19 protein-coding genes and 1 pseudogene are annotated in these 22,303 nt (G+C 69.0%); 7 read left to right on the top strand and 13 right to left on the bottom strand.

Going from position 1 to position 22,303, the window contains the following annotated elements; all coding sequences use genetic code 11:
- Positions 1-60: 60 nt before the first annotated feature.
- Together GC106_RS21645 and GC106_RS21640 are read right to left on the bottom strand one after the other, a co-directional pair.
- Positions 61-1,605, bottom strand: a complete 1,545-nt coding sequence (locus GC106_RS21645; protein WP_173133567.1) for an acetolactate synthase large subunit — start codon at positions 1,603-1,605, stop codon at positions 61-63.
- 36 nt (positions 1,606-1,641) lie between these two features.
- Positions 1,642-3,030, bottom strand: coding sequence for an FAD-binding oxidoreductase (locus tag GC106_RS21640; RefSeq protein ID WP_376777759.1), 1,389 nt, complete (start codon positions 3,028-3,030; stop codon positions 1,642-1,644).
- Between the two features lie 246 nt (positions 3,031-3,276).
- Between GC106_RS21640 and GC106_RS21635 the strand changes: the two genes are divergently transcribed.
- Complete coding sequence (locus tag GC106_RS21635) at positions 3,277-3,858, top strand: 23S rRNA (adenine(2058)-N(6))-methyltransferase Erm(C) (protein ID WP_173133564.1); 582 nt, start codon at positions 3,277-3,279, stop codon at positions 3,856-3,858.
- Positions 3,858-4,769 (top strand): S1 family peptidase, encoded by a 912-nt coding sequence (locus GC106_RS21630; protein ID WP_217280758.1) that lies wholly within the window; start codon positions 3,858-3,860, stop codon positions 4,767-4,769. Before GC106_RS21635 ends, GC106_RS21630 begins: the two co-directional genes overlap by 1 nt.
- 53 nt (positions 4,770-4,822) lie before the next feature.
- On the opposite strand, the gene tuf is transcribed toward GC106_RS21630, so the two are convergent.
- Both tuf and GC106_RS21620 read right to left on the bottom strand, forming a co-directional pair.
- Positions 4,823-6,016, bottom strand: a complete 1,194-nt coding sequence (tuf, locus tag GC106_RS21625; RefSeq protein WP_173133561.1) for an elongation factor Tu — start codon at positions 6,014-6,016, stop codon at positions 4,823-4,825.
- 256 nt (positions 6,017-6,272) lie between these two features.
- The gene (locus GC106_RS21620; protein WP_173133559.1) at positions 6,273-7,331 is read right to left on the bottom strand and encodes a WD40/YVTN/BNR-like repeat-containing protein; all 1,059 of its coding nucleotides are present in this window, start codon (positions 7,329-7,331) and stop codon (positions 6,273-6,275) included.
- A 99-nt stretch (positions 7,332-7,430) separates the two neighbouring features.
- Here GC106_RS21620 and GC106_RS21615 point away from each other — a divergent pair, with 99 nt between their 5' ends.
- Complete coding sequence (locus GC106_RS21615; RefSeq protein WP_173133556.1) at positions 7,431-8,006, top strand: DM13 domain-containing protein; 576 nt, start codon at positions 7,431-7,433, stop codon at positions 8,004-8,006.
- A 2-nt stretch (positions 8,007-8,008) separates the two neighbouring features.
- Here GC106_RS21615 and GC106_RS21610 read toward each other — a convergent pair.
- The 4 genes and pseudogenes from GC106_RS21610 to GC106_RS21590 all read right to left on the bottom strand — a co-directional run.
- Positions 8,009-8,488: pseudogene (locus tag GC106_RS21610) on the bottom strand (methylated-DNA--[protein]-cysteine S-methyltransferase); the annotation flags it as partial.
- Between the two features lie 49 nt (positions 8,489-8,537).
- On the bottom strand, positions 8,538-9,815 hold the full coding sequence (gene xylB / locus GC106_RS21605) for a xylulokinase (RefSeq protein ID WP_173133550.1): 1,278 nt from the start codon (positions 9,813-9,815) through the stop codon (positions 8,538-8,540).
- A 95-nt stretch (positions 9,816-9,910) separates the two neighbouring features.
- A complete protein-coding gene (locus GC106_RS47960; protein WP_246366422.1) occupies positions 9,911-11,047 on the bottom strand; it encodes a hemerythrin domain-containing protein in 1,137 nt (378 codons plus the stop codon).
- Positions 11,044-12,216 carry a hypothetical protein gene (locus GC106_RS21590; protein ID WP_173133547.1) on the bottom strand — a complete coding sequence of 391 codons (1,173 nt, stop codon included), beginning with the start codon at positions 12,214-12,216 and terminating at the stop codon, positions 11,044-11,046. Before GC106_RS21590 ends, GC106_RS47960 begins: the two co-directional genes overlap by 4 nt.
- A 95-nt stretch (positions 12,217-12,311) precedes the next feature.
- On the opposite strand from GC106_RS21590, the gene GC106_RS21585 reads away from it, so the two are divergent.
- Positions 12,312-12,485 carry a hypothetical protein gene (locus tag GC106_RS21585; RefSeq protein ID WP_173133544.1) on the top strand — a complete coding sequence of 58 codons (174 nt, stop codon included), beginning with the start codon at positions 12,312-12,314 and terminating at the stop codon, positions 12,483-12,485.
- Between the two features lie 10 nt (positions 12,486-12,495).
- On the opposite strand, the gene GC106_RS21580 is transcribed toward GC106_RS21585, so the two are convergent.
- Positions 12,496-13,164: an alpha/beta hydrolase gene (locus GC106_RS21580; RefSeq protein WP_246366420.1), complete on the bottom strand. Its 669-nt coding sequence runs from the start codon at positions 13,162-13,164 to the stop codon at positions 12,496-12,498.
- A gap of 147 nt (positions 13,165-13,311) precedes the next feature.
- Between GC106_RS21580 and GC106_RS21575 the strand changes: the two genes are divergently transcribed.
- On the top strand, positions 13,312-13,803 hold the full coding sequence (locus GC106_RS21575; protein WP_173133542.1) for a hypothetical protein: 492 nt from the start codon (positions 13,312-13,314) through the stop codon (positions 13,801-13,803).
- Positions 13,800-14,243: an SRPBCC family protein gene (locus GC106_RS21570; RefSeq protein ID WP_312872775.1), complete on the top strand. Its 444-nt coding sequence runs from the start codon at positions 13,800-13,802 to the stop codon at positions 14,241-14,243. Before GC106_RS21575 ends, GC106_RS21570 begins: the two co-directional genes overlap by 4 nt.
- Here the strand turns inward: GC106_RS21570 and GC106_RS21565 are convergent.
- Together GC106_RS21565 and GC106_RS21560 are read right to left on the bottom strand one after the other, a co-directional pair.
- Positions 14,240-15,244 (bottom strand): NAD-dependent epimerase/dehydratase family protein, encoded by a 1,005-nt coding sequence (locus GC106_RS21565; RefSeq protein WP_173133539.1) that lies wholly within the window; start codon positions 15,242-15,244, stop codon positions 14,240-14,242. The two genes, GC106_RS21570 and GC106_RS21565, sit on opposite strands and share 4 nt — an antisense overlap.
- Positions 15,241-16,836, bottom strand: a complete 1,596-nt coding sequence (locus GC106_RS21560; protein WP_173133536.1) for a phytoene desaturase family protein — start codon at positions 16,834-16,836, stop codon at positions 15,241-15,243. Before GC106_RS21560 ends, GC106_RS21565 begins: the two co-directional genes overlap by 4 nt.
- 222 nt (positions 16,837-17,058) lie before the next feature.
- Between GC106_RS21560 and GC106_RS21555 the strand changes: the two genes are divergently transcribed.
- Positions 17,059-17,478, top strand: a complete 420-nt coding sequence (locus GC106_RS21555; RefSeq protein ID WP_173133533.1) for a hypothetical protein — start codon at positions 17,059-17,061, stop codon at positions 17,476-17,478.
- A 242-nt stretch (positions 17,479-17,720) separates the two neighbouring features.
- On the opposite strand, the gene GC106_RS21550 is transcribed toward GC106_RS21555, so the two are convergent.
- Entirely contained in the window at positions 17,721-20,210 is a 2,490-nt protein-coding gene (locus tag GC106_RS21550) for a DNA gyrase/topoisomerase IV subunit A (protein WP_173133530.1), read from the bottom strand.
- A gap of 34 nt (positions 20,211-20,244) precedes the next feature.
- Entirely contained in the window at positions 20,245-22,296 is a 2,052-nt protein-coding gene (locus GC106_RS21545) for a DNA gyrase/topoisomerase IV subunit B (protein WP_312872774.1), read from the bottom strand.
- Between the last annotated feature and the right edge of the window lie 7 nt (positions 22,297-22,303).

Raw genomic sequence — 22,303 nt, 5'->3', positions numbered from 1 at the left:
CCGAGAGCCAACAGGACGTTTCCGTGGCCGCTCTGGTAGCCCGTCCTGCCGGCTCCGCCGTCAGAACAGCGTCGGGATGGCGGCCTCGATGACGTGCGGGCCGGGCTGCGCCAACGACTCCCGGAACTGGTCGGCCAGGTCCTCCGCGGTCGCCGCACGGGTCGCCGGCACGCCCATCGCCGTGGCCAGCGACACGAAGTCCAGGTCCGGCCGGGACAGGTCGAGCCAGTCGAGCGCCTTCGGCCCGGTGCTGTCCGCGCCGACCCGTTGCAACTCCAGCTTGAGGATCGCGTAGGACCGGTTCGACAACACGACCGTGGTGACGTTCAGGCCTTCCCTGGCCATCGTCCACAGCGCGGACGCCGTGTACATCGCGCTGCCGTCGGCCTGCAGGCAGATGACCGGGCGGTCCGGGACCGCGACCGCGGCACCGACCGCGGTCGGCAGGCCGAAACCGATGGAACCGCCGGTCAACGTGAGCACGTCGTGCTTCGGGGCACCGGCGGTCGCGGTCGGCAGGAGCAGGCCGGAGGTGTTCGACTCGTCGACGATCACCGCGTTCTCCGGCAGCAACGCGCCGATCACGTCGACCCAGTTCTGCGGCGTGAGGTCACCCTGCGGCAACTCAGGGCGCTTCGCCTCCTGCAGCACCGGTTCCACGTCCGGCGCGACGACGTCCGCGATGGCCTCCAGTGCCGCGGCGATGTCGTCGTCCGGCTGGGCCAGCACGTGCACCTTGCAGTTGTCCGGCACCAAATCGCTGGCCTTGCCCGGGTAGGCGAAGAACGACACCGGCGACTTGGCGCCGGCGAGCACGAGGTTGCGCACGTCCGTCAACTGCCACGTGACCTGCTCGGCCAGGTAACCGAGGCGGTCCACCGCGGGCACACCAGCGCCGCGCTCGATGCGCGTCGGGAACGTCTCGGCGAACAGCTTCACGCCCGTCGCCTGCGAAATCCGGCTCGCCGCACGCAGCGCGCGCTCCCGCGTACCGGCGTTGCCCAGCAGGATCACGGTCGATTCGCCCGACCGCAGCACGTCGACGATCGCGTGCACGACGTTCTCGGCCACCGTCGGCCGGACCGGCGCGGCGAGCGGGGCCGCGGCCGCGCCGCCGTCGCCCCAGGACACGTCGGCGGGCAGGATCAGCGTCGCGATCCGGCCGGACTGCGCGACTTTCACGGCCTCAACGGCGTCCGCGGCGAGCGCCTCCGTCGACGTGCTCGTGCGCGTCCAGCCGACTGTGGTGGCCAGTGCCTCGATGTCCGACTCGAGCGGGGCGTCGTACTGCTTGTGGTACGTCGCGTGGTCGCCGACGACGTTCACGATCCCGGTCCGTGCCCGGCGGGCGTTGTGCAGGTTGGCCAAGCCGTTGGCCAGCCCGGGGCCGAGGTGCAGCAGGGTGGCGGCCGGTTTGTCGGCCATCCGGGCGTAGCCGTCGGCCGCGCCGGTCACCACGCCCTCGAACAGCCCGAGGATGCCGCGCATCTCCGGCACTGAGTCCAGTGCCGCGACGAAGTGCATCTCGGAGGTGCCCGGGTTGCCGAAGCAGACGTTCACACCCGCGTCGACGAGCGTGCGGAGGAGGGCCTGTGCGCCGTTCATCGTTCTCAAGAACTCCAACTCGGTCGATAAGGACACTCAGTCAAAGAGGACACCGGGGTTGAGCACGCCGGCCGGGTCGAACGCGGTCTTGATCCGCCGCATCAGGTCCACTTTGGCCGGATCGGTCAGCGCGAGGAACCGCTCGGTGTGCTTGCGGCCGATGCCGTGCTCGCCGGAGATCGCGCCGCCGAGGCTGATCCCCGCTTCGAACAGGCCGTGCAGCACGCGGTCGCGTACCTCGTTGTCCTTCTGCAGCACGGCGAGGTGGACGTTGCCGTCACCGGCGTGCCCGCAGCCGACCACGAAAGTGTTGTTCTCCTGCGCGATCTGCCGCACCCGCTCCATGAACTGAGGCAACGAGGCACGCGGGATCACCGTGTCGATGATGTCGTCGGCGCCTGCCTCCTTGGCCGCCCAGAACGCCTTCTCCCGCGCGTCGATCAGCTTGTTGGCCGCCGAGCCCTCCAGCACGTAGACGTCCTTGGCGCCCAGGCCGGACAGCAGCTCACCGACCTCGGCGATGTCCTCGTCCAGCCGGTCGGCGTTGCGGTTCTCCAGCTGCACGACCAGGTACGCGTGCGAGGTTTCCCTGACCTCGTCGGGAATGCCGAGCTGCAACTGCGCGCGGTAGGTGATCGCGCCCATGGTCAGGCCGTCGATGTACTCCAGGATCAACGGCCCGATGCCGCTGCCGACCACCTTCGGCACCGCGCGTGCCACCTCGTCGAGGTCGACGAACGGCGCCAGCACCGTGCCCTGGTACGGCATCCGTGGCTGGACCTTCAGCACCGCCTCGGTCACCACCGCCAGCGTGCCCTCGGACCCGATGATCAGCTGGGTCAGGTCGTAGCCGGTGCTCGCCTTCACGAACTTGCCGCCGGTCCTGATCAGTTCACCGGTCGGCAAGGCGGCTTCGAGGCCGAGGACGTGGTTGCGGGTGACGCCGTACTTGATCGCACGCATGCCGCCCGCGTTCGTGCCGACGTTGCCGCCGATGCTCGCGCTGAGCTCACCGGGATAGACCGGGTAGACCAGGCCGTGCTTGGCCAGCTCGCCGTCGAGGTCCTCCAGGGTCACGCCCGGCTGCACCACCGCGACGTGGTTCTCGGTGTCGATCTCGAGGATCGCGGCCATCCGCTCGAACGAGATCAGCAGCCCGCCCGGCCGCGGCCGCGCGGCACCCGACATGCCCGAGCCCGACCCGCGCGCGGTCACCGGGATTCGGTGCTCGGAGGCGGTTTTCAGCAACTGCGCGACCTGCTCGGCGGTCTCCGGGCGGGCCACGTACGCCGGTTTCACCGGCTCGCTGCTCAGCGCCTCGTCATGCGCGTAGTCCGCGCCGATCGCGTCCCCTGCGAGCAGGTGCCCGGCACCGACGATCCCGGCCAGCGCTGACTCCGCCTGGTGTGTCCCGATGTCCGCCACTGGACGCTCCTCTCGTACCCGGGGAGTAACCCTAGTCCGTCGGCGGAAAATTCGATTGTGCCTGGTTGATAACGTCGCCGCCATGGGGACTTTGTTCAGCATGGGCCGCCTCCGCGGCCAGTGAGGCGCACGACCTCTGCCACCTGCTGATAGTCCGCCGAGCCCGGTTCTGACCGCTCGGCAGGTCGTTGTCGCCTCCGAACAACAGCGCTCATCTGCCATCCCGTTCCGCGCTGGAGACGACCCATGCTTCCCAACCCCTCCGGGGTTCATTTCCTCTGTTCCCACGCCGTCATCCGTGGGTTGATCCGCTCGTCCGGGGTCGGCCCCGGCGATCTGGTGATCGACTTCGGGGCCGGTCCCGGCACGATCACCGCGCCGCTCGCCGCGACCGGGTCACGCATCCTCGCCATCGAGCGGGACGCGGCGTTCGTTCGCAGGCTCACCCGGCGGTTCGCCGACCAGCCACTGGTCAAGGTGGTGCACGCCGATCTGCGGACGGTGCCGTTGCCGAGCCGCGATTTCTCTGTCGTGGCAAGCATTCCCTACGCACTGTCCACAGTGCTGCTCCGACGGCTGTTGTCCCGGCCACGACGGTCCCTGGTGGCCGCGGACCTCGTCGTCGAGTGGGGCTTCGCTCGCCGGATCGTGGCCGCACAGTCGAAGGAGACCGCCAAGTGGGCCGAGAAGTACGAGCTACGCGTGGCACGGCGAATCCCGGCGAACTGTTTCCGGCCCGCCCCGCGCGTGGACTCCGCGCATCTGGTGATCAGAAGGCGTGACGCGAAAAGGTCTGAACCGCCCCGAGTCGTTCGCTCGTACGGGTAGTGAAGGACTTACCGCTGAAGGGCTACGACATGCGCAACGCACACAGGAAGATCACCCGCAAGAAGGCGATCATCGCGGCCGCGGGTGTCGCTGTGGCCGCCACGGCCGCCTTCGCGATTCCCCAGGCCAGCGCGGGTTCCCGGCAACCCGTCGCCGTCCCGACCGTCGCCGAGATGCGCACCATGACAGGCACGGCGTGGGCGACCGATCCGGAGACCGGACAGACCCTGGTCACCGCCGACAGCACGGTGAACACCGAGCAGTGGAACAACCTGCTGACGACCCGCAGCGACAAGGTGCGGGTGGAGCGTGCACCCGGCCGGTTCACCCTCCTCGCCGAGGGCGGGGACGCGATCTTCGCCGGCCGGGGGCGGTGTTCGCTGGGCTTCAACGTCACCCTGGACAACGGCGCCCCCGGGTTGCTCACCGCCGGGCACTGCACGGCGGCCGGGCGCCAGTGGTCGCTCACGCAGGGCGGTGCGCCCGTCGCCACCGTCCAGCAGTCGACCTTCCCCGGGGACGGTGACTTCGCCGTGCTGTCGTACAACAACCGCAACACCCAAGCGCCGAGCTCGGTCGACACCGGCAACGGCACGGTCCAGATCAGGCGGGCCGCTGACCCGCGCGTGAACCAGCGCGTCCTGCGAATGGGAAGCACGACCGGGCTGCGTGACGGCCGGGTGACCGCGTTGAACGCCACCGTGAACTACCCGGAAGGCCGTGTCACCGGGCTGATCCAGACCACGGTCTGCGCCGAGGGCGGGGACAGCGGCGGTCCGCTGTTCACCCAGGACGGCACGGCACTCGGCCTGACGTCGGGCGGTTCCGGGGACTGCCGGCAGGGCGGCATCACGTTCTTCCAGCCGGTGACCGAAGCCCTGAACGCCTTCGGCGCCCAACTGGCCCAGTAACCCCCTCGTGAGTGGTTGTCCGGGTTCTAACCCTGACAACCACTCACGAGTGTTCACGAGAGGATTTCGGCGACGGTGCCTGCGGCCACGGTGATGCCGCCTTCGCGGATGGCGAAACCCTGGCCCTTGGTCATCGCGACCGGCTTGCCGAGCTCCACGATGAACTCGGTGCTGTCACCCGGCATGACCATCGCCGTGCCGAGTGCCGGGTTGATCAGCACCGCGCCGGGCACGTCGCTGGTCCGGAAGTGGAACTGCGGGCGGTAGTTGTCGTGGATCGGCTTGCGCCGGCCGCCTTCCTGCTCGGTCAGCACGTACGCGTCCGCACGGAACTTCCGGTGCGGCGTGACACTGCCCGGCAGGGCCAGCACCTGACCACGCCGGATCTGGTCGCGCTTGACGCCACGCAGCAGCACCGCGGCGTTGTCACCCGCCTCGGCCCGCTCCAGCGACTTGCCGAACATCTCCAGCCCGGTCACCACGCTGGCGAACGTCTCCTCGAGACCGACCACTTCGACGGTGTCGCCGAGCTTGATCGTGCCCTGCTCCACCGCGCCGGTCACGACGGTGCCGCGGCCGGTGATGGTCATGACGTTCTCCACCGGCATCAGGAACGGCAGGTCGAGCCGCCGCACCGGAGTCGGCACGTACTCGTCGACCGCCTCCAGCAGCTCCACGATCGTCCGCTCCCACACCGGGTCGCCCTCCAGCGCCTTCAGGCCCGAGACGCGCACGACCGGAACCGCGTCGCCGTCGAAGCCGTAGCGGCTGAGCAGCTCACGGACCTCCAGCTCGACCAGGTCGAGCAGGTCGCCGTCAGCCACCATGTCCGCCTTGTTCAGCGCGACGACGATGTGCTCGACGCCGATCCGGCGCGCGAGCACGACGTGCTCACGGGTCTGCGGCATCGAGCCGTCCTCGGCCGAGACGACCAGGATCGCGCCGTCCAGCTGGGCCGCACCGGTGATCATGTTCTTCACGTAGTCGGCGTGCCCCGGCATGTCGACGTGGGCGTAGTGCCTGGTCGGCGTCTCGTACTCGACGTGCGAGATGGTGATCGTGATGCCGCGCTCGATCTCCTCGGGCGCGCGGTCGATCTTGTCGAAGGCCACGTACTTGGTGCCCTCGCTGTGCTGGGCGAGCACCTTGGTGATCGCGGCGGTCAGCGTGGTCTTGCCGTGGTCGACGTGGCCCATCGTGCCGATGTTGACGTGCGGCTTGCTGCGCACGTACGCCTGCTTGCTCATTGGTCCTTCGGTTTCTGGAAGCCGGGACGCGGAACCCGCGAAGCCGCAACCCTCCTCCTCGGGTTCCGCGGAGGAAGGTGCGGAAGGGAGGAGGGTCAGCTATCCAGTGCCGACGACACGGCGGACAGAGCGGATGCCGACAGTGCGCTCAGCAGGTTCATGCCTGCGAGCGTCGCCACGTCGATCATCCGGAACACAGCGAAGGACTGTAGCCCGGCCACAGTCCTTCGCCAAATGTATTTACCGCTGTGCTGACTTACCTTTGCCGCAGTTTCGCGATGCGGCCCTGCTCGCCGGCGGCCCAGCATGAGGCGTCCCAGCCGCAGTCGACGGTGTCGAAGCTGCCGGAGTCGAACTGGTGCCAGTGGTTTCCGCCGTCGATGCTCAGGTCGCTGCCGGTCGGTCCAACCGCGACGATCGCGAACGGCAGGTACGGCACGTACGTCGCGCCGGAGCGATAGCCCTTCGGTGCCTGCGGGGGTTTCCTCCACGTGGCGCCGCCGTCACCGGTGCGTGCCACCGCGTCCTTGGTCTCGTTGGCCGGGTCGAAGTCACCGCCGATCGCGATGCCGGTGCGGGAATCGCGGAACGCCACCGAGAACACACCCGCGCTCGGCCCGCTCCGCAGCGGCGTGTCGCTGACCGTCCACGTGCGGCCACGGTCCTTCGAGTGGAACACGCGGGCCTTGGCGTCGCCGCCGGTCGCGATCCACGCGTCCTTGTTCCCTGCCCCCTTCGTTCTGGCGGTGACCAGGCACTGGCCGCTGGCGGCGAACGCGAACTCGGCGGGCTGCGCGGCGGGCATGCCGTCGCCGGGCAGGACGTTCCAGCTTCTGCCGCCGTCGCTGGTGGACAGAATCCGGAACTTGCCGTCCACCGGGTCGCTCAGCGCGAGGCCGGTGCGGCGGTCGAAGAAGGCGATGCAGTCGTAGAACGCCTTGGCGTCGAGGTTGCGGAACGACTCGGTCCAGGTCTTTCCGCCGTCCGACGTCCGGTAGATCCGGGAGTCCTCGCCGTTGCCGATGGACAGGATGACGGCCGTGTTCGCGTCGAACGCCTCGATGTCACGGAACTGAAGCGCTTCGGTGCCGGGCGGGCCGACGCTCGCCCATGTCCTGCCGCCGTCGGTGGTGCGCAGCACCGTGCCGAGGCTGCCGCTCGCCCACACGGTCTTGCCGTCCACAACGGACAGACCACGCAGCCGGGCCTCCGACCCGGTCGGTGTGAGCTGCCACGCCGGGCCGACGGACGCGCCCGCCGGCGCCGCACCCGCCATGAGCAGGGCGATCACGGATAAACCAGCAATCCACCTCATGCCGGCGCAAGCTACCGGATCGACGTCGCAGCGGCCACCGCCGAGAGTCGTAAGGATCCGGTAAGGGCGATTCTTCGGGTTCACCGGTCTAATGGAGGCATGCGTGCACTGTTCCGGAGGAAAGTCACCTGGGCGGTCCTGGCCGTCGTCGCGGTCGCGGGTGCGTTCGCACTGTGGGCGTTCCAGCCATGGCGGCTGTTCACGAGCAGCACCATCGACGAGGCACTGCCCGTCGCGGCGGTCCAGCAGCCGCCCGCCACTGAGCAGATCCAGCGGGCCCCGGCCAGTTCCGGCGCCGCGCCCGCCACATCCGCGCCCGCCGCGCCCCCGCAGCCGAAGGAGCTGACTTCCGGCGCGTTCGTCTCGCAGGAGCACACCACCTCGGGTCAGGCCGCGGTGCTGGAACTGCCGGACGGGCAACGGGTGCTGCGGTTCACCGGACTGGCCTCGTCGGACGGTCCGGACCTGCACGTCTGGCTGACCGACGCGACCGCGGGCGGCGACTGGCACAAGTACGACGACGGCCGGTACGTCACACTCGGCAAGCTCAAGGCGACCCACGGCAACCAGAACTACGCGATTCCGGCGGGTACCTCGCTCGACGGCGTGCGCAGCGTGGTCATCTGGTGCGACCGGTTCAACGTCGCCTTCGGCTCGGCCCCGCTCCAGCTGTAGGCCAGAGTCCCGCCACGTTCGAAGTCCAGCAGGAACCGCTTGCGTGCGATGCCGCCGCCGTAGCCGGTGAGGTCACCGGTCGAACCGACTACCCGGTGGCACGGCACGATGATGCTGATCGGGTTCTTGCCGTTGGCCAGGCCGACCGCCCGCGAGGCGGTCATGGTCCTGCCCAGCCGCAGCGCCAGTTCGCCGTACGAAATCGTTTCGCCGTAGGGGATGTCGCACAACGCCTGCCACACCGTGCGCTGGAATTCGGTGCCCTCGAAGGCGATCGGGACGTCGAACGTGGTCCGGTCGCCCGCGAAGTACTCCTCCATCTGCCGGACGACGTGCGTGAACGGCGCCGGGTCGGGCTCGCCGAACACCTCCTGGGCCGGCCGGTACCGCTGTTGTTCCATGTACAGGCCGCTCAGCACGCCATCCGTCGCCACCAGCGTCAACCTGCCGACGGGGCTGTCCATCACGGTGTGGCTTCTCATGCTCCCAGTCTGGCGCACGCCCGGCGGCCGGACTGGCGATATTCGGACATCACCATGTGGGCTGCTGACCGGTCCACGCCCAGGCCGCCTGCCGAGCCGCGCCGAGCGCGACGTACTCCGCCGCGGCGGGCACTTCGACGGGCACACCGAAGACCTCCGGCGCGATCGCCTGCACCGCGGCCGAACGGGCACCCCCGCCGATGAGCAGAATCCGTTGCGCCTCAAGGCCGACCGCCCGCAGCGCGGACAGTCCGGCGCCGAGACCGCCGAGCATTCCCTCGACCGCGGCGCGAGCCACGTTCTGCGGAGTCATGTTGTCGCGGCGCATGTTCAGCAGGGAACCCGTGGCGTCCGGCAGGTTCGGCGTGCGTTCACCGTCCAGGTAGGGCACGAACTCCAGGCCGCCCGCGTCCTTGACGGACAACGCCATCGCGTCCAGTTCGGACAGTTCGACGCCGAGCATGCCCGCCGTCGCGGTGAGCACCCGCGCGGCGTTCAAGGTGCACACCAACGGCAGGAAGTTGCCTGTGGCGTCGGCGAATCCGGCCACCGCGCCGGAGTCGTCCGGGGTGATCTCGCCGGCGACGCCGAACACCGTGCCGCTGGTGCCGATGGACACGACCACGTCCCCGACACCGAGCCCGAGGCCCAGCGCGGCGGCCATGTTGTCACCGGTGCCCGCCGAGACCAGGACTCCGTCCGGTGTCCTGCCCGCGGGCTCGTCGGGCGCCAGCACCCGCGGCAGCCGGGGAACCCGGCCGAACGCCTTGGTGAGGAGGTCCTCGCGGTAGACGCCCTGCGCCGCGGAGTAGTAGCCGGTGCCGGAGGCGTCGCCGCGGTCGGTGACCACCTCGCCGGTCAGCTTCCAGGTCAGCCAGTCGTGCGGCAGCATCACCGTGGCGACCCGGGACGCGAGGTCTGGTTCGTGTTCGGCCAGCCACCGCAGTTTGGTCACGGTGAAACTGGCGACCGGCACCAGGCCGACGGCGGTGGCCCACTCGTGCGGCCCGCCGAGTTCGGCGATCAGGTCCTCGGCGGCCTTGGCCGACCGGGTGTCGTTCCACAACAGGGCAGGCCGGACGACCTCGTCGTGCTCGTCGAGCGTGACCATGCCGTGCTGCTGACCTCCGACGCCGATCGACGCCACGCCTTCCAGCAGGCCGTCCGCCGTGGCCTCCTGGAACGCCCGCCACCACTCATCCGGGTGCACCTCGGTGCCGTCCGGGTGGGCCGCCCGGCCCTCCCGCACGATCTGCCCTGTCTCCGCGTCGCACACGACGACCTTTGTGGACTGCGTGGACGAGTCCACGCCCGCGACCAACGCCATTCGACCATCTTAGGGCCAAATTCGTTTACCGACTGAACTGATTGCCGGTTTCCGGACGACCGATGTGACGCCGGTCACGATCCATGGTCGTCGGTTCAGCCTTTCCTCCCGGCGAGGAGCCTGGCCAGCTCGTCCTTGGACGCGCTGGAGCGCACCGTCAACCCGGCGTTGTGCGCCTGGGTCACCAGGTGGTCCTTCCGCGCCTCACCAGGCACTTCACCCATGTGCTCCCGGCGGCTGCGGGCGAACTGGCGGGCCAGCTTCATCCGCGCGCTGTGGCTCAGCCGCTCCCGCATCCCGGGCAGAACCGTCGATTCCTCCTCCTGGACATGGTGGGTGACCGACTTGATCAGCCTGTCCAGCACCTGCTCGAACTTCTTCGACTGCGGGCTGGTCCGCGTCAACCGGGCCAGCAGCCGCTCCACCTCCAGGTGCTCGCGCTGGCTGTGCGCGATCTCGTCGGGCTGACCGGCCTTCTCCCTGGCGACCGGGTACACCTCGGCTTCCTCGGCGCGGCTGTGCGCGGTCAGGATCATCGCCAGCACGGGCACGAGCAGCGGGCGCTTCTCCGGGGCGGACTTCAGTTCGTCGAAGAGCCGTTCCACCTCGCGGTGGTCCTGCATGATTAAGTCCACCACGTCGCCGTCCTCCGGCCGGGACGCCGACCGGCGGTCCGTGTCCCCGTCGGAGGACGACATGACCTTGCTGACGGCGTCCTTCACCCGGTCGAACAGCGACAGCACCGGCCCGGCGACCACGTTCTCGGTCATGGTCTCCACGCCGGGATGCGGATGCGTCGGCGCGGTCTTCTCAGCCGCGCGGACCGCCGTCGCCAGTGCCTGCAACCGCGCGGGCTCGTAGTGCTCGCGCAGGTACCGGAACTCGTAGTTCTCCTCGCGGTGAGCGTGCAACAGCACCGAATCCCGCAACTGGCGCAGCATCGCGGGGAAGTCGCCGTGGTCCGGCCCGATCTCCTCGAGTTTGCTCAGCAGTTCCTTGGCCTCATGCTCCTCGTGGAGCCGTTCGTCGACGACACCGTCACCGCCGTCGAGCACCGTGCGCGCCAGCGGGTGCACGACTTGTTCCTCGGCGGTCTCGTGCACGGCCAGCAGCCGGACGAGCCGCGCGAAGGCATCCTGCCGCTGCTCGCCGGTCGTGTTCTCGACCTCGGCGAACAGGTCCCGGATCTGCATGTGCTGACCGAGCAGCAGTTCGATGACGTCCTCGGTCATGACCGCTCCAGCTCATGCCGGTAGTCGCTGCCGAACTTCTCGGTGTGCATGTCGACCACGACGTCGCTCGGCGGCTGCTCGCCGCCCATGACCGTCTCCTGCATACGCTCGAACCGTTCGTGCGCGTCCCGCACGTAGCCCGCGCCGAGCGTGGTCAGGTCGATCTGGGTGTCCAGCAGCTCGCGCAGGTACTCCTTGTTCGGCTCGAACGTGACCGGCACGGGCAGTTCCGGCGCCACGACCTCCTCGGGCTCACGGCCGTCGTTCGCGCGCATCAGGTCGCAGGCCGCCTGCAGGTGCGCGAGCTCCATGTTCAGGTGCAGTTCCCAGATCGCCTTGACCCGCGGGTCGCTTTCGGTCTCCATGAACGAGTAGTAGAGATAGCACTCGGCGTACTCGTGGTTGACCAGTCGTTCCCACCAGGTCTCGCCGGGGTCCACCAGCGACTCGTAGTGGGTGACGTGCTCTTCCTCGATCAGCCCGATCTCCTGGTAGAGCTGCCGGGCGATCGGCTCCATGTACTGCGGGCCGACGTTCATGTAGAAGTTCATCGTCTGCTGCTCGGCGGCCATGATCGTCAGCGCGTGCAGCTTCGACAGCGGGTCGGCGGTCGTCTTCTCGTACGGCTCGCGGACGTTGTCGTGCGGATGCCGGTGGTGGTACCTGGTCGGCCTGCCCGGGATCACCTCGGTCAGTCCGTCGACGATCTTCTCCGCCTTGCGGTGCTGGATCATCTCGTACAGGTTGGCGTACCGGTAGAGGTGGTCGAAGTCCTCCAGCACGCCGAACTCGTAGGCCTGCCTGAGCTGCGGGTCGGGCTCCATCCTGGCCACCCACGCGGTCAGGTCGACCGCGACCTGCTCGTAGGCGATCGTGGTCTCCAGCGGCGAGGCGGCACCCGGCAGCAGCCAGTTGACCACCTTCTGCTGCTGCGCCTCGATGTAGCGCACCTCGGCCAGCTGCCGCTTGACCTCCATGTCCGGGCAGACCCGGGCGAAGTGGTGGCTGAACATGATCGACTCGATCTCGATGCCGTTCAGCGCGATGATCCGGCAGCGGGTGTACGGGTCGGCGTCGTCCGGGTCCACCGGTGCCACGTCCAGCTCACGCCAGTTGCGCAGCTGCTTGTCCAGTGGGATTCCCTTGTGCTCCAACGGGTTGAACGTCATCAGGGGTCCTTAACGTGGTGGGTGAATCCATCGGTTACCCCGGGTTCGGACCAGGAAACACGTGTCGGCGGACTCGATCAGGGCTACCCGGAGACATGAGCGATCAGGACGAGTTCACCCCCATCACGCCGGATCCGCCGCACTCCCCCGGAACGCCGGAGCCGCCGGATCTCGACGTCGACCCACGCGCGATCCAGCGCAAAGTCGAGAAGGAACACGCCGGCGACACCCAGGAGGACGACACGGAGGGTGAGGAACCACCCGACTAGGCGGCCCTGATCAGGTGACCCAGGCGGCCAGCCTGGGTCCCAGCACCCGGTAGAAGTCCGGGACCAGGGCCATTCCCACATGGGTGGACTCGACCTCGACCCACTCCGCGCAGGGATCCAGGCACAGCTCCCACGGCACCACCCCGTCGGTGCGCGAGTACATCGACACCGCGGGGATCCCGGGCGGTAACGCCGTGGCCAGAGCCGCGGCGTTGCTCTCGTAGCAGTTGCCGGAGAAACAGCTCTCCCGCAGGAAACCCGGCAGGCCGAGCGCGGAGAGCCGGGTCAGCATCCGGGCGGTGCGGACCGCTTCGGGTTTCGCACCGAGGGGGTCGAGCACCGGCGTACCGAACATGAACAACCCTCGCACCAGTTCCGGGCACCGGGACGCCACCAGCCTCGCCAGCCAGCCGCCCCGGCTCTGGCCGAGCAGGATCACCTTGTCGCCGGTGGCCTCGGCGTGGCGCCGGAGCCTGCGCTCGATCCGGTCGACCAACGTGGTGGTGCAGCCGACGTTGAACCCGATCCGGGCACCGGCCGGGCGGTACCCGCGAGCGGTGAGCCAGGTGCGCGTCAGGCCGAGACTCAGATCGGGCGCACCGAACCCGGGAACGAGCAGCACCCCCGTCCCCCGGCCCTGCCCGGGGTCGGCGATGCGCCACACGGGATCACGCAGCAAACCACGGATCCCCGACACAGCGGCCAGAACCCTTTCGCGCGAACGAGATCGCGGCTGCAGCAATGTCCACATTGCATCGTGATACCCGCAAGCCACCGTACCAAACCGGTTCGGCGTGCGGCGACGAATATCGGGTACCCCGGTTCGGTGAACGACTTCCTAGGGATCTACCTCAACGACCAACTCGCCATGGGCGTGCTGTGGCGCGACATGGCCAGGCGCTCGCAGCGCAGCAACCGCGGCACGGACTTCGGCGACGCGCTGGCCGAGGTCGCGCAGGGCATCAGCGAGGACGTCGAGACCTTCCGGGAGATCATGCGGCGGGTCGGCGTGCCGATGAACCCGCTCAAGGTCGGCCTGGCGTCGGCCGCGGAACGGCTCGGCAGGCTCAAGCTCAACGGCAGCCTGACCTCGTACTCGCCGCTGAGCCGGTTCGTCGAACTGGAGTTCCTGGCCATGGGCATCGACGGCAAGAAACAGATGTGGACGACGTTGCGCGACCAGGCCGGGCTGGCCGAGCGCATCCCGGAAGTCGACTTCGACGCGTTGATCGAACGCGCCGAGGCACAACGCCAGATCCTCGAGCCGTTCCGCGCCCGCGCGGGCACCGACGCGTTCCAAGCCGGGAGGATGTCGTGACCTCAGTCAGCATGACCATGCCGGTCGGCCGCCAGCACGTGTTCGACGTGCTGGCCGACGGCTGGTTGTACGTCTGTTGGGTGGTCGGCGCGTCGCACATCCGTGACGTCGACGACAAGTGGCCTGCCGAAGGCACCCGGCTGCACCACAGCGTGGGTGTGTGGCCGTTGATGGGGCACGACGTCACGGTGGTCCGTGCCGTCGAACCACCCGCGATGCTGGAGATGGAAGCGAAGCTGTGGCCGTTCGGCTCCGCCCGGATCCGGTTGGACCTCAAGGAGATCCAGCCCGGCCGGACCGAGGTGACGATGACCGAGCACGGGATGAGCGGCTTCGGCCGGCTGATTCCCGGGCCGGTCGAGTCGGCGGTGCTCGTTCCCCGCAACCGCGAGTCACTCACTCGTCTGTGCCATCTCGCTGTCGGCAGGGCCAAGCGCTAGGGCGACTGGCTTTGATGGCTCGGCCGGCCTGGGCGGATGCGGTACGGGGCCCGGCCGAGTGACCGCATCGCGCCGACCAGTTCGTCCAACGTGCCGAAGGGGTCGTGGCGGGCGGTCCAGCCCAGCTCCGTCCGCGCCTTCGCACTGTCCACAAGGGACGCTTGGTCGGCCAGCCTGACCCAGCCGGGGTGCAACGGCTGCAGACCCGCGCGCCACGTGGCCCACGCGGCGGCGGTGAGGACTCCGAGCGGCACGGGCACTCGCCTGCCACCGAACCGGCCCGCGATCTCGTCGGCGTCCAGAACCGGCTCGGCGGCCAGGTTGAACGCGCCCACCGCACCGTGCTCGACGATCAGCCGCAAGGCGTCCGCGACGTCCTCGGAGTGCACCAGCTGCAGCCGCATTCCGGTCCACAGTGGAACGGGCAGCCACCGGCGGCCGATCAGTGACGTCGGCACCAGCGGGCTGAGCAGCCACCCCCGGAACGTGGCGGCGGAACTTCCCTGGACCACACCGCACGGCCGGATCCGGGCCACCTTCACGCCGGGATGCCGGCGCTCGAACGCGTCGAGCTGCGACTCCAGCACGGACTTTCCCAAACTGTACGCACTGCCCCGAACGCCGGTGCACGGCCAGTTCTCGGTCACGAACCGCCAGCGGTCCGCGGACGCGTAGGCGGCGACCGAGGAAGCGCAAACGAAGTGCGGCACACCGGCGGCGACGACCGCGCGCAGCACATTCGTCGTTCCGCCGAGGTTGGTACGCCACATGTCCGGCTCGGTGGTCCGTGGATGAATCGCCCACGCCAGGTGCACCACCGCGTCCGCACCGGCGAACGCCTCCGTCAACTGGGCGACTGCCGTTGGACCGCCGATGTCGCATTCGACGTACGGCAGGTTCGTCTCCGGCCGCCGCCGTGACACACCGACAGCGCACCAAGGGTGGTCACGCAGCAGGGCGGCACCGATGTTGCCGCTCGCGCCGGTGACTACGACCTTCATCCGTACAGGATTCGGTTGAGAGTCTTGTTCATGGTCGCGTACGCGCCTCCGGTCCATTTGCCGCGCGCCAACGCCGCGCGGGCCGCGTTCGCTCCGGCCGCGCCGTGCACCGCACCGCCGGGGTGAGCCGACGCGCCCGCTAGGTACAGGCGGTCGATCGGGGTGTCCGGGCGTCCGGTGCCCGGCACCGGACGGAAGATCAGCTCCTGGTGGATCGCGGAGGTGCCCTGGTTGACCGAGCCGTCGACCAGGCTGGGGTTGCGGTCCTGCAACTCGGCCGGGCCGTTGATCGCGCGAGCCTGGATCAGGTCACGGAAGCCGGGCGCGTGTTTCTCGATCACCTGCTCGATCCGGTCCGCGCGGCGCTTGAGCCGGTCGGCCGTCCACTGCTGACCCCGGGGGACGTGCGTGTACGCCCACATCGCCTCGGTGCCCGCGGGCGAGCGGGTCGGATCGGTCGTGGTCATCTGGCCGATCAGCAGGAACGGGTTGCGTGGGACCCGGCCGCAGGCCAGGTCGTTGCTGACCCCGGCGAGGGCGTCGACGTCCCCGCCGAGGTGGATCGTGCCCGCCAGCGTGGCCTCCTGCGCGGTCCACGGCACGGGCCCGGACAAAGCCCAGTCCACCTTGATCGTGGCGGCGTCCCATTCGAAGTGCTCAAGGTCGGCCAGCAACCGGTGCGGCAGGTGCTCCTCACCGACCAGATCCAGGTACAGCACCGGTGCCGGGACGTCGGCGAGGACCGCGCGCGTCGCACGCACAAGCTCGCCGTGCACGTCCTGCACACCGACTGCCGTGTGCCCGCCTGTTAAGACCTTGGTGACGCGCCTGCCGCACTCGACCCGGCCACCTCGTTCGGCCAGCCGGGTGACCAGTGCGTCGGTCAGGCAGCCCGCGCCGCCTTCCGGGACGGGGAAGCCGATCTCCTGGCCGAGCATGGTCAGCAGCCAGCCGAACATCGCGCTCGCCGCCTGGTCCGGACCGAGATCGGTGTGCATCGCGTTGCCCGCCAGCAGGACCTTCGCACCCTCGCCGTCGAACCATTCCTCGCCGAGCCTGCGCGTCGGCAACGTGGCCATCCGCAGGAACCGCAACAGCTCCGCCGGGCCCAGCCGGCGCGCCAGCCCGCCCGCGGCCCGGACCGGCGGGAACGGGTGCGTGATCGCGTTCAGCAGGTCGTCGCGGACCCGCTGCCACTTGGCGAACTCCGCGCGCCAGACGTCGCCGTCCCTGGGCGCGAACGTCTCCAGCGACTTCGCGGTCGTGTTGAGGTCACGGGAAAGCAGGACCGCCCGGTCGTCCGGCAGCACGTGCGCCAGCACTTCCGGAGCGTGCCGCCATCGCAGGCCGTACCGTTCCAGCTCGAGTTCTCTCATGACAGGCGACGCGGCGCCGAGCGGGTAGAACGCGCTGAACAGGTCGTTGCGGAAGCCGGGGGCCGTGATCTCGGCCGTGCGCACGGCGCCGCCGGGCTCGTCGGCCGCCTCGAGGACCAGCACCGACCAGCCCGCGTCAGCCAGTTTGTTCGCCGCGACCAGCCCGTTCGGGCCAGAGCCGATGACCACCGCGTCTACCGTCTCGACGTCCCGCATGGTTCTGAGTACCACAGCCGCGCCGGTTCGATGCCGGTTTCACCGGCCGAGCCCGGCTCCGGGTGATCGTATTCGGCACGGTTACTTACCGGCGCTGGTGTTGTAGTGTGCGACGACCGGCGAATCCGCAGCCCTGTCGGCGGGGCCCCCTGTTCGGTGGTGATGCATACGCTTTCGGACAAGTTCGGAGGACCGCTCCGGCGAACCAGCCGAAGAGCGGCGGTGGCGCTCAGCTCGGCCGGCATCGCCGTCGTGCTGGTGACCACCGCGTGTACACAGGCAAGCGAGGGCAAACCGGTCCGCATCCCGACGTTCGGCGAGACACCACCGGCCGGCGGCACATCCCTGACAGGGCCGTCCACGACGTCGTCCACATGGACACCGACGTGGGAGGCGAGCATCCCCGCACCGGTCGTCAAGCCCACGACCAAGCCGCCCGCACCGAAACCGAAACCGACGAAGCCGCCGGTCACCACGACCGCGGAACCGACCTTCACCATCCCCACGCTGCCCGGCGTGCCGTTCGCCCGGGAAGGTGGCCGGTGTGACCGCGAAGGCGCGGTGGCCATCACCAGGTCGGGCGAGCCGTTGGTGTGCGTGCGCTCCGGCCGCGGCGACGCGCTGCGCTGGCGCAAACCCTGACGGGCGCGTCACTCACGTAGCGGTACGTGCATGAATACCGCGTGGCTACCGTGAACCTTGGGTGCGGCCTCGAAGGAGGAGCGATGCAAGGTACATGCGGATGTTGCGGTTCGTGCAGTGGTCCGGGTTGCGGTTGCTGCTCCGGCTGCTCGTAACCCCATTCCCCCCGCCCAACCCCGTTGACCACCTCGTGAGTGGTTATCGGTGTTCTAACCCTGATAACCACTCACGAGGGGATTCCGTCAGTCCCGTTCGATGATGTGCCCGACGACGTCCGGCCCTGGGTGCGCGTGGCCCGATCCGTCGCGGCGCGTGTCGGGTTCGGGCAGTTCCACGGCCGAGCCGGTGCTGGACGCGCCGGCCGGGCGTGGCCCGACCCAGGCCAGTGCGAGCCGGGACTCGCCCTTGAGGAACCGGTGTGTCCGCACGCCGCCAGTGGCCCGGCCCTTCGCCGGGTACTGCGAGAACGGCGTGACCTTGACGCTCATCCCGGTCGACGTCACGACCATCGGCTCGCCGTGCTCGTCGTCGTCGGTACGGACCGCGCCGAAGAACACGACTTCGGCTTCCTTGCCCAGGTTGATCCCGGCCATGCCGCCGCCCTTCAGGCCCTGGGGACGAACCAGCGACGCGGGGAAGCGCAGGAGTGACGAGTCGGACGAGACGAACGTCAGCGTTTCCGTGCCGTCGGTCAGCCAGGTCGCGCCGACGATCTCGTCGCCGTCCTTGAGTGTGATCACTTCGAACTCTTCGGACCGCACCGGCCATTCCGGCGCACAGACCTTGACCACACCGTGCCTGGTCCCCACGGCCAGGCCCGGCGATCCGGCGCCCTGCTCGCCGAGCGGCGCGATGCCGACGACCTTCTCGCCCTTCTCCAGCGGCACCAGTTCCTTGGCCGCCATACCGCCGCCGAGCGAGACCGTCCCGGACGCTTCCGGCAGCACCGGCAACGGCAGGACGTCGGTCTTGAACGCCCGGCCCTGGTTGGTGACCAACAGGATCTGGCCACGCGCGGTCGAATGGACGACCGCGGCGACGGTGTCATGTTTGGCGCGGCCGTTGCGGCGGCGCGCCTCGCTGGCTTCCTCGGACTCCGCCGCGGTCCTGGCCACCAGGCCGGTCGCGGAGAGGATCACCTGGCACGGGTCGTCGGCGACCTCCAGCGGACCGGCCGGCTTGGACGCGGCCAGTACCTCCTTGAGGTCACCGTCGATCAGCGCGGTCCGGCGCTCGCCCGCCAGGTCCTTGGCGACCTTGGCCAGTTCGGAGGACACGACTTTGCGCAGGACCGCCTCGTCGTCCAGGATCTTGGACAGCTCGGCGATCTCGGAGTTGAGCTTCTCCTGCTCGTCCTCGAGCTCGATCCGGTCGTAGCGGGTCAGCCTGCGCAGCGGGGTGTCCAGGATGTACTGGGCCTGGATCTCGGACAGCTTGAACTGCTTCATCAGGCCGTCCTTGGCGTCCGCCGCGTTCTCGCTGTTGCGGATCAGCCGGATCACCTTGTCGATGTTCAGCAGCGCCTTGAGCAGACCTTCGACCAGGTGCAGCCGCTCTTCGCGCTTGCGGCGGCGGTAACGCGTGCGCCGGGTGACGACCTCGTAGCGGTGCTTGAGGAAGACCTCCAGCAGGGCCTTGAGCCCCAGCGTTTGCGGCTGACCGTCCACCAGCACCAGGTTGTTGATGCCGAACGACTGCTCCATCGGCGTCAGCCGGTACAGGTCCGCCAGCAGCGCCTGCGGGTTCACGCCGACCTTGCACTCGATGACCAGGCGGGTGCCGTTCTCCCGGTCGGTCAGGTCCTTGACGTCCGCGATCCCGGTGAGCCGCTTGGACTTGTTCACCTCGTCGGTGATCTTCTCGATGATCCGCTCGGTGCCCACGCCGTACGGCAGCTCGGTGACGGTGATCGCCTGACGCCCGCGGCTGCCTTCCAGCGGACCGGTCTGCGCGCGGGCCCGCATGCGCACGACACCACGGCCGGTCTCGTACGCCTTCCGGACCTCGTCCAGCCCCAGCAACATGCCACCGGTCGGCAGGTCCGGCCCGGGCACGAACTCCATCAGCTTGTCCAGCGAGGCGTCCGGGTGGTTGATCAGCCACCGCGCCGCGGCGACGACCTCACCCAGGTTGTGCGGGATCATGTTGGTGGCCATACCGACCGCGATGCCCGACGTCCCGTTCACCAACAGGTTCGGGAAAGCCGCGGGCAGCACGGACGGCTCCTGCAGCGAGCCGTCGTAGTTCGGCCGGAAGTCGACGGTGTCCTCGCCGAGTTCGCCGACCAGCAGCATGGCCTCCGGCGACATCCGTGCCTCGGTGTACCGGCTCGCGGCCGGGCCGTCGTCGGGGGAACCGAAGTTGCCGTGCCCGTCGATGAGCGGCGAGTTGAGCGAGAAGTCCTGCGCCATCCGGACCATGGCGTCGTAGATCGCCGTGTCACCGTGCGGGTGGTAACGACCCATCACGTCACCCACGACACGCGACGACTTCACGTACGCGCTTGTCGGACGCTGCCCGTTCTGCTCCATCGAGAACAAAATCCGGCGGTGCACGGGCTTGAGGCCGTCACGCGCGTCGGGCAGGGCGCGGGAGTGGATGACCGAATAGGCGTACTCCAGGTAGGAGTCCTCGATCTCGGTCTTCAACGAGTTGTCGATGACGGTGGCGCCCGCGCTGTCGAAGGCGCTCGGGTCCACCCGCGTTGTCGTGGTGCCTTTACGGCGTGCCATTGGTCAGTGCTTCCTGTTCCCGGACGTCGGTTTCTCAGACGTCGATCGCCTCGCGGTCCACCCGGCTGGACGACTCCACCAGCCAGTTGCGCCGCGGCTCGACTTTCTCGCCCATCAGCAGTTCCAGCGCGTCCTCGGCGGCCTGCGCGTCGTCGAGGGTGATCCGGCGCACCGAGCGGGTCGCCGGGTTCATCGTGGTCTCCCACAGCTCGTCCGCGTCCATCTCGCCGAGGCCCTTGAACCGGGGCACCGGCATGACGACCTGCTTGCCCGCCTTCTGCAACGCGGCGACCGTGGTCTCCATCTCACGCTGGGTGAACGTGAACCTGGTCTGCGGGTTGCGGCCCTTGGTGACGACCTTGTGCAGCGGCGGCATCGCCGCGTACAGCCTGCCGTCCTCGATCACCGGCCGCATGTACTTGGCGAACAACGTGATCAGCAGGGTCCGGATGTGCGAGCCGTCCACATCGGCGTCGGCCATCAGGATCACCCGGCCGTAGCGCATCTGCGACAGGTCGAACGTGCGGCCCGAGCCCGCGCCGAGCACCTGCACGATCGAGGCGATCTCGGCGTTGCGCAGGGTGTCGGCCAGGCTGGCCTTCTGCACGTTGAGGATCTTGCCGCGCAACGGAAGCAGCGCCTGGTACTCCGAGACGCGCGCCATCCGGGCCGATCCGAGCGCGCTGTCGCCCTCGACGAGGAACAGCTCACTGCGGGACACGCCGGTGGTGCGGCAGTCGACCAGTTTCGGCGGCATGGCCGCGCCTTCCAGCGCGGTCTTGCGGCGGGCGGCGTCCTTCTGCTGCTTCTGCGTCAGCCGCACGCGGGCGGCGTCGACGATCTTCTGCAGCACCACCTTGGCCTCGGCCTTGGTCTTGCGGTCCTCGGTCCACGCCTTGACGTACTTCTCGACGATGCCCTGGATCACCTTGGTGATGCCCGCGGTGGACAGCTCGTCCTTGGTCTGCGAGGTGAACTGCGGCTCGGGGATGCGCACGTGGATGACCGCGGTCATGCCTTCGAGCACGTCGTCGAGCGTGGGCGGGTCCTCTTTGGGCTTGAGCAGGCCGCGGGTCTTGGAGATGGCCTCCTGCAACGACTTCAGCGCGGCCCGTTCGAAGCCCTTGCGGTGCGTGCCGCCGTGCACGTTGCGGATGGTGTTGGTGAACGACTCGATGATCCGCTCGTAACCGGTGCCCCAGCGGAACGCCACCTCGACCTCGGCCTGGCGCTCCACTTTGGACCGCATCACGCCGTTCTCGTCGGCGGCGTTCTCGAAGTACGTGCCGGTGCCCTGGATCACCATCGTGCCGGTGACCGGCTTCTCACTGTCCGGCGCGAGGAACTCGACCATGTCGGTCAGGCCGTTGGGGAAATGGAACGTCTCTTCCTCGATCGCGCCCTGCGTGGCGTCACGCAACACATAGGTGACGCCGGGCACGAGGAACGCGGTGTTGCGCAGCTTCTGCCGCACGGCCTCGTGGTCGAGCGCCGCGCCGTTCTCGAAGTACCGGGAGTCGTACCAGTAACGGGTCGACGTGCCGGTCGACTCGCCCCGCTTCATCCGGCCGGTGACCACGAGGCCGGGCTGCGGGACGAACTTCGCCTTGGGGCCGGGACCGTCGAACACACCGGCCACGCCCTGCTTGAACGAAATTTCGTGGACTTTGCCCTCACGCCGGACTGTGACGTCGTACCGGAGCGACAACGCGTTCACCGCGGACGCGCCGACACCGTGCAGACCACCGGAAGCCTTGTAGCCGGCACCACCGAACTTGCCCCCGGCGTGCAGCCGGGTGAGCACCAGTTCGACACCGGACAGACCGGACTTCTTGTGCACGCCGGTCGGGATGCCACGGCCGTCGTCGTCGACCTGGACGCTGCCGTCGGCGTGCAGGGTGACCACGATCCGGGTGGCGAACCCGGCGATGCCCTCGTCGGTCGAGTTGTCCACGATCTCGGTGAACAGGTGGTTGATGCCACGGCTGTCGGTCGACCCGATGTACATCCCGGGGCGCTTGCGGACAGCCTCAAGCCCCTCGAGGTGCGTCAGGTCGTCGGCCCCGTAGATGCTCTCGGCTGTCACGACGTCG

It is taken from the genome of Kibdelosporangium persicum (genome assembly GCF_013280595.1).
GTDB classification, from domain to species: Bacteria; Actinomycetota; Actinomycetes; order Mycobacteriales; family Pseudonocardiaceae; genus Kibdelosporangium; species Kibdelosporangium persicum.
The sequence above is the reverse complement of the archived record's forward strand: the minus strand, read 5'-3'. Positions and strand labels throughout refer to the sequence as shown.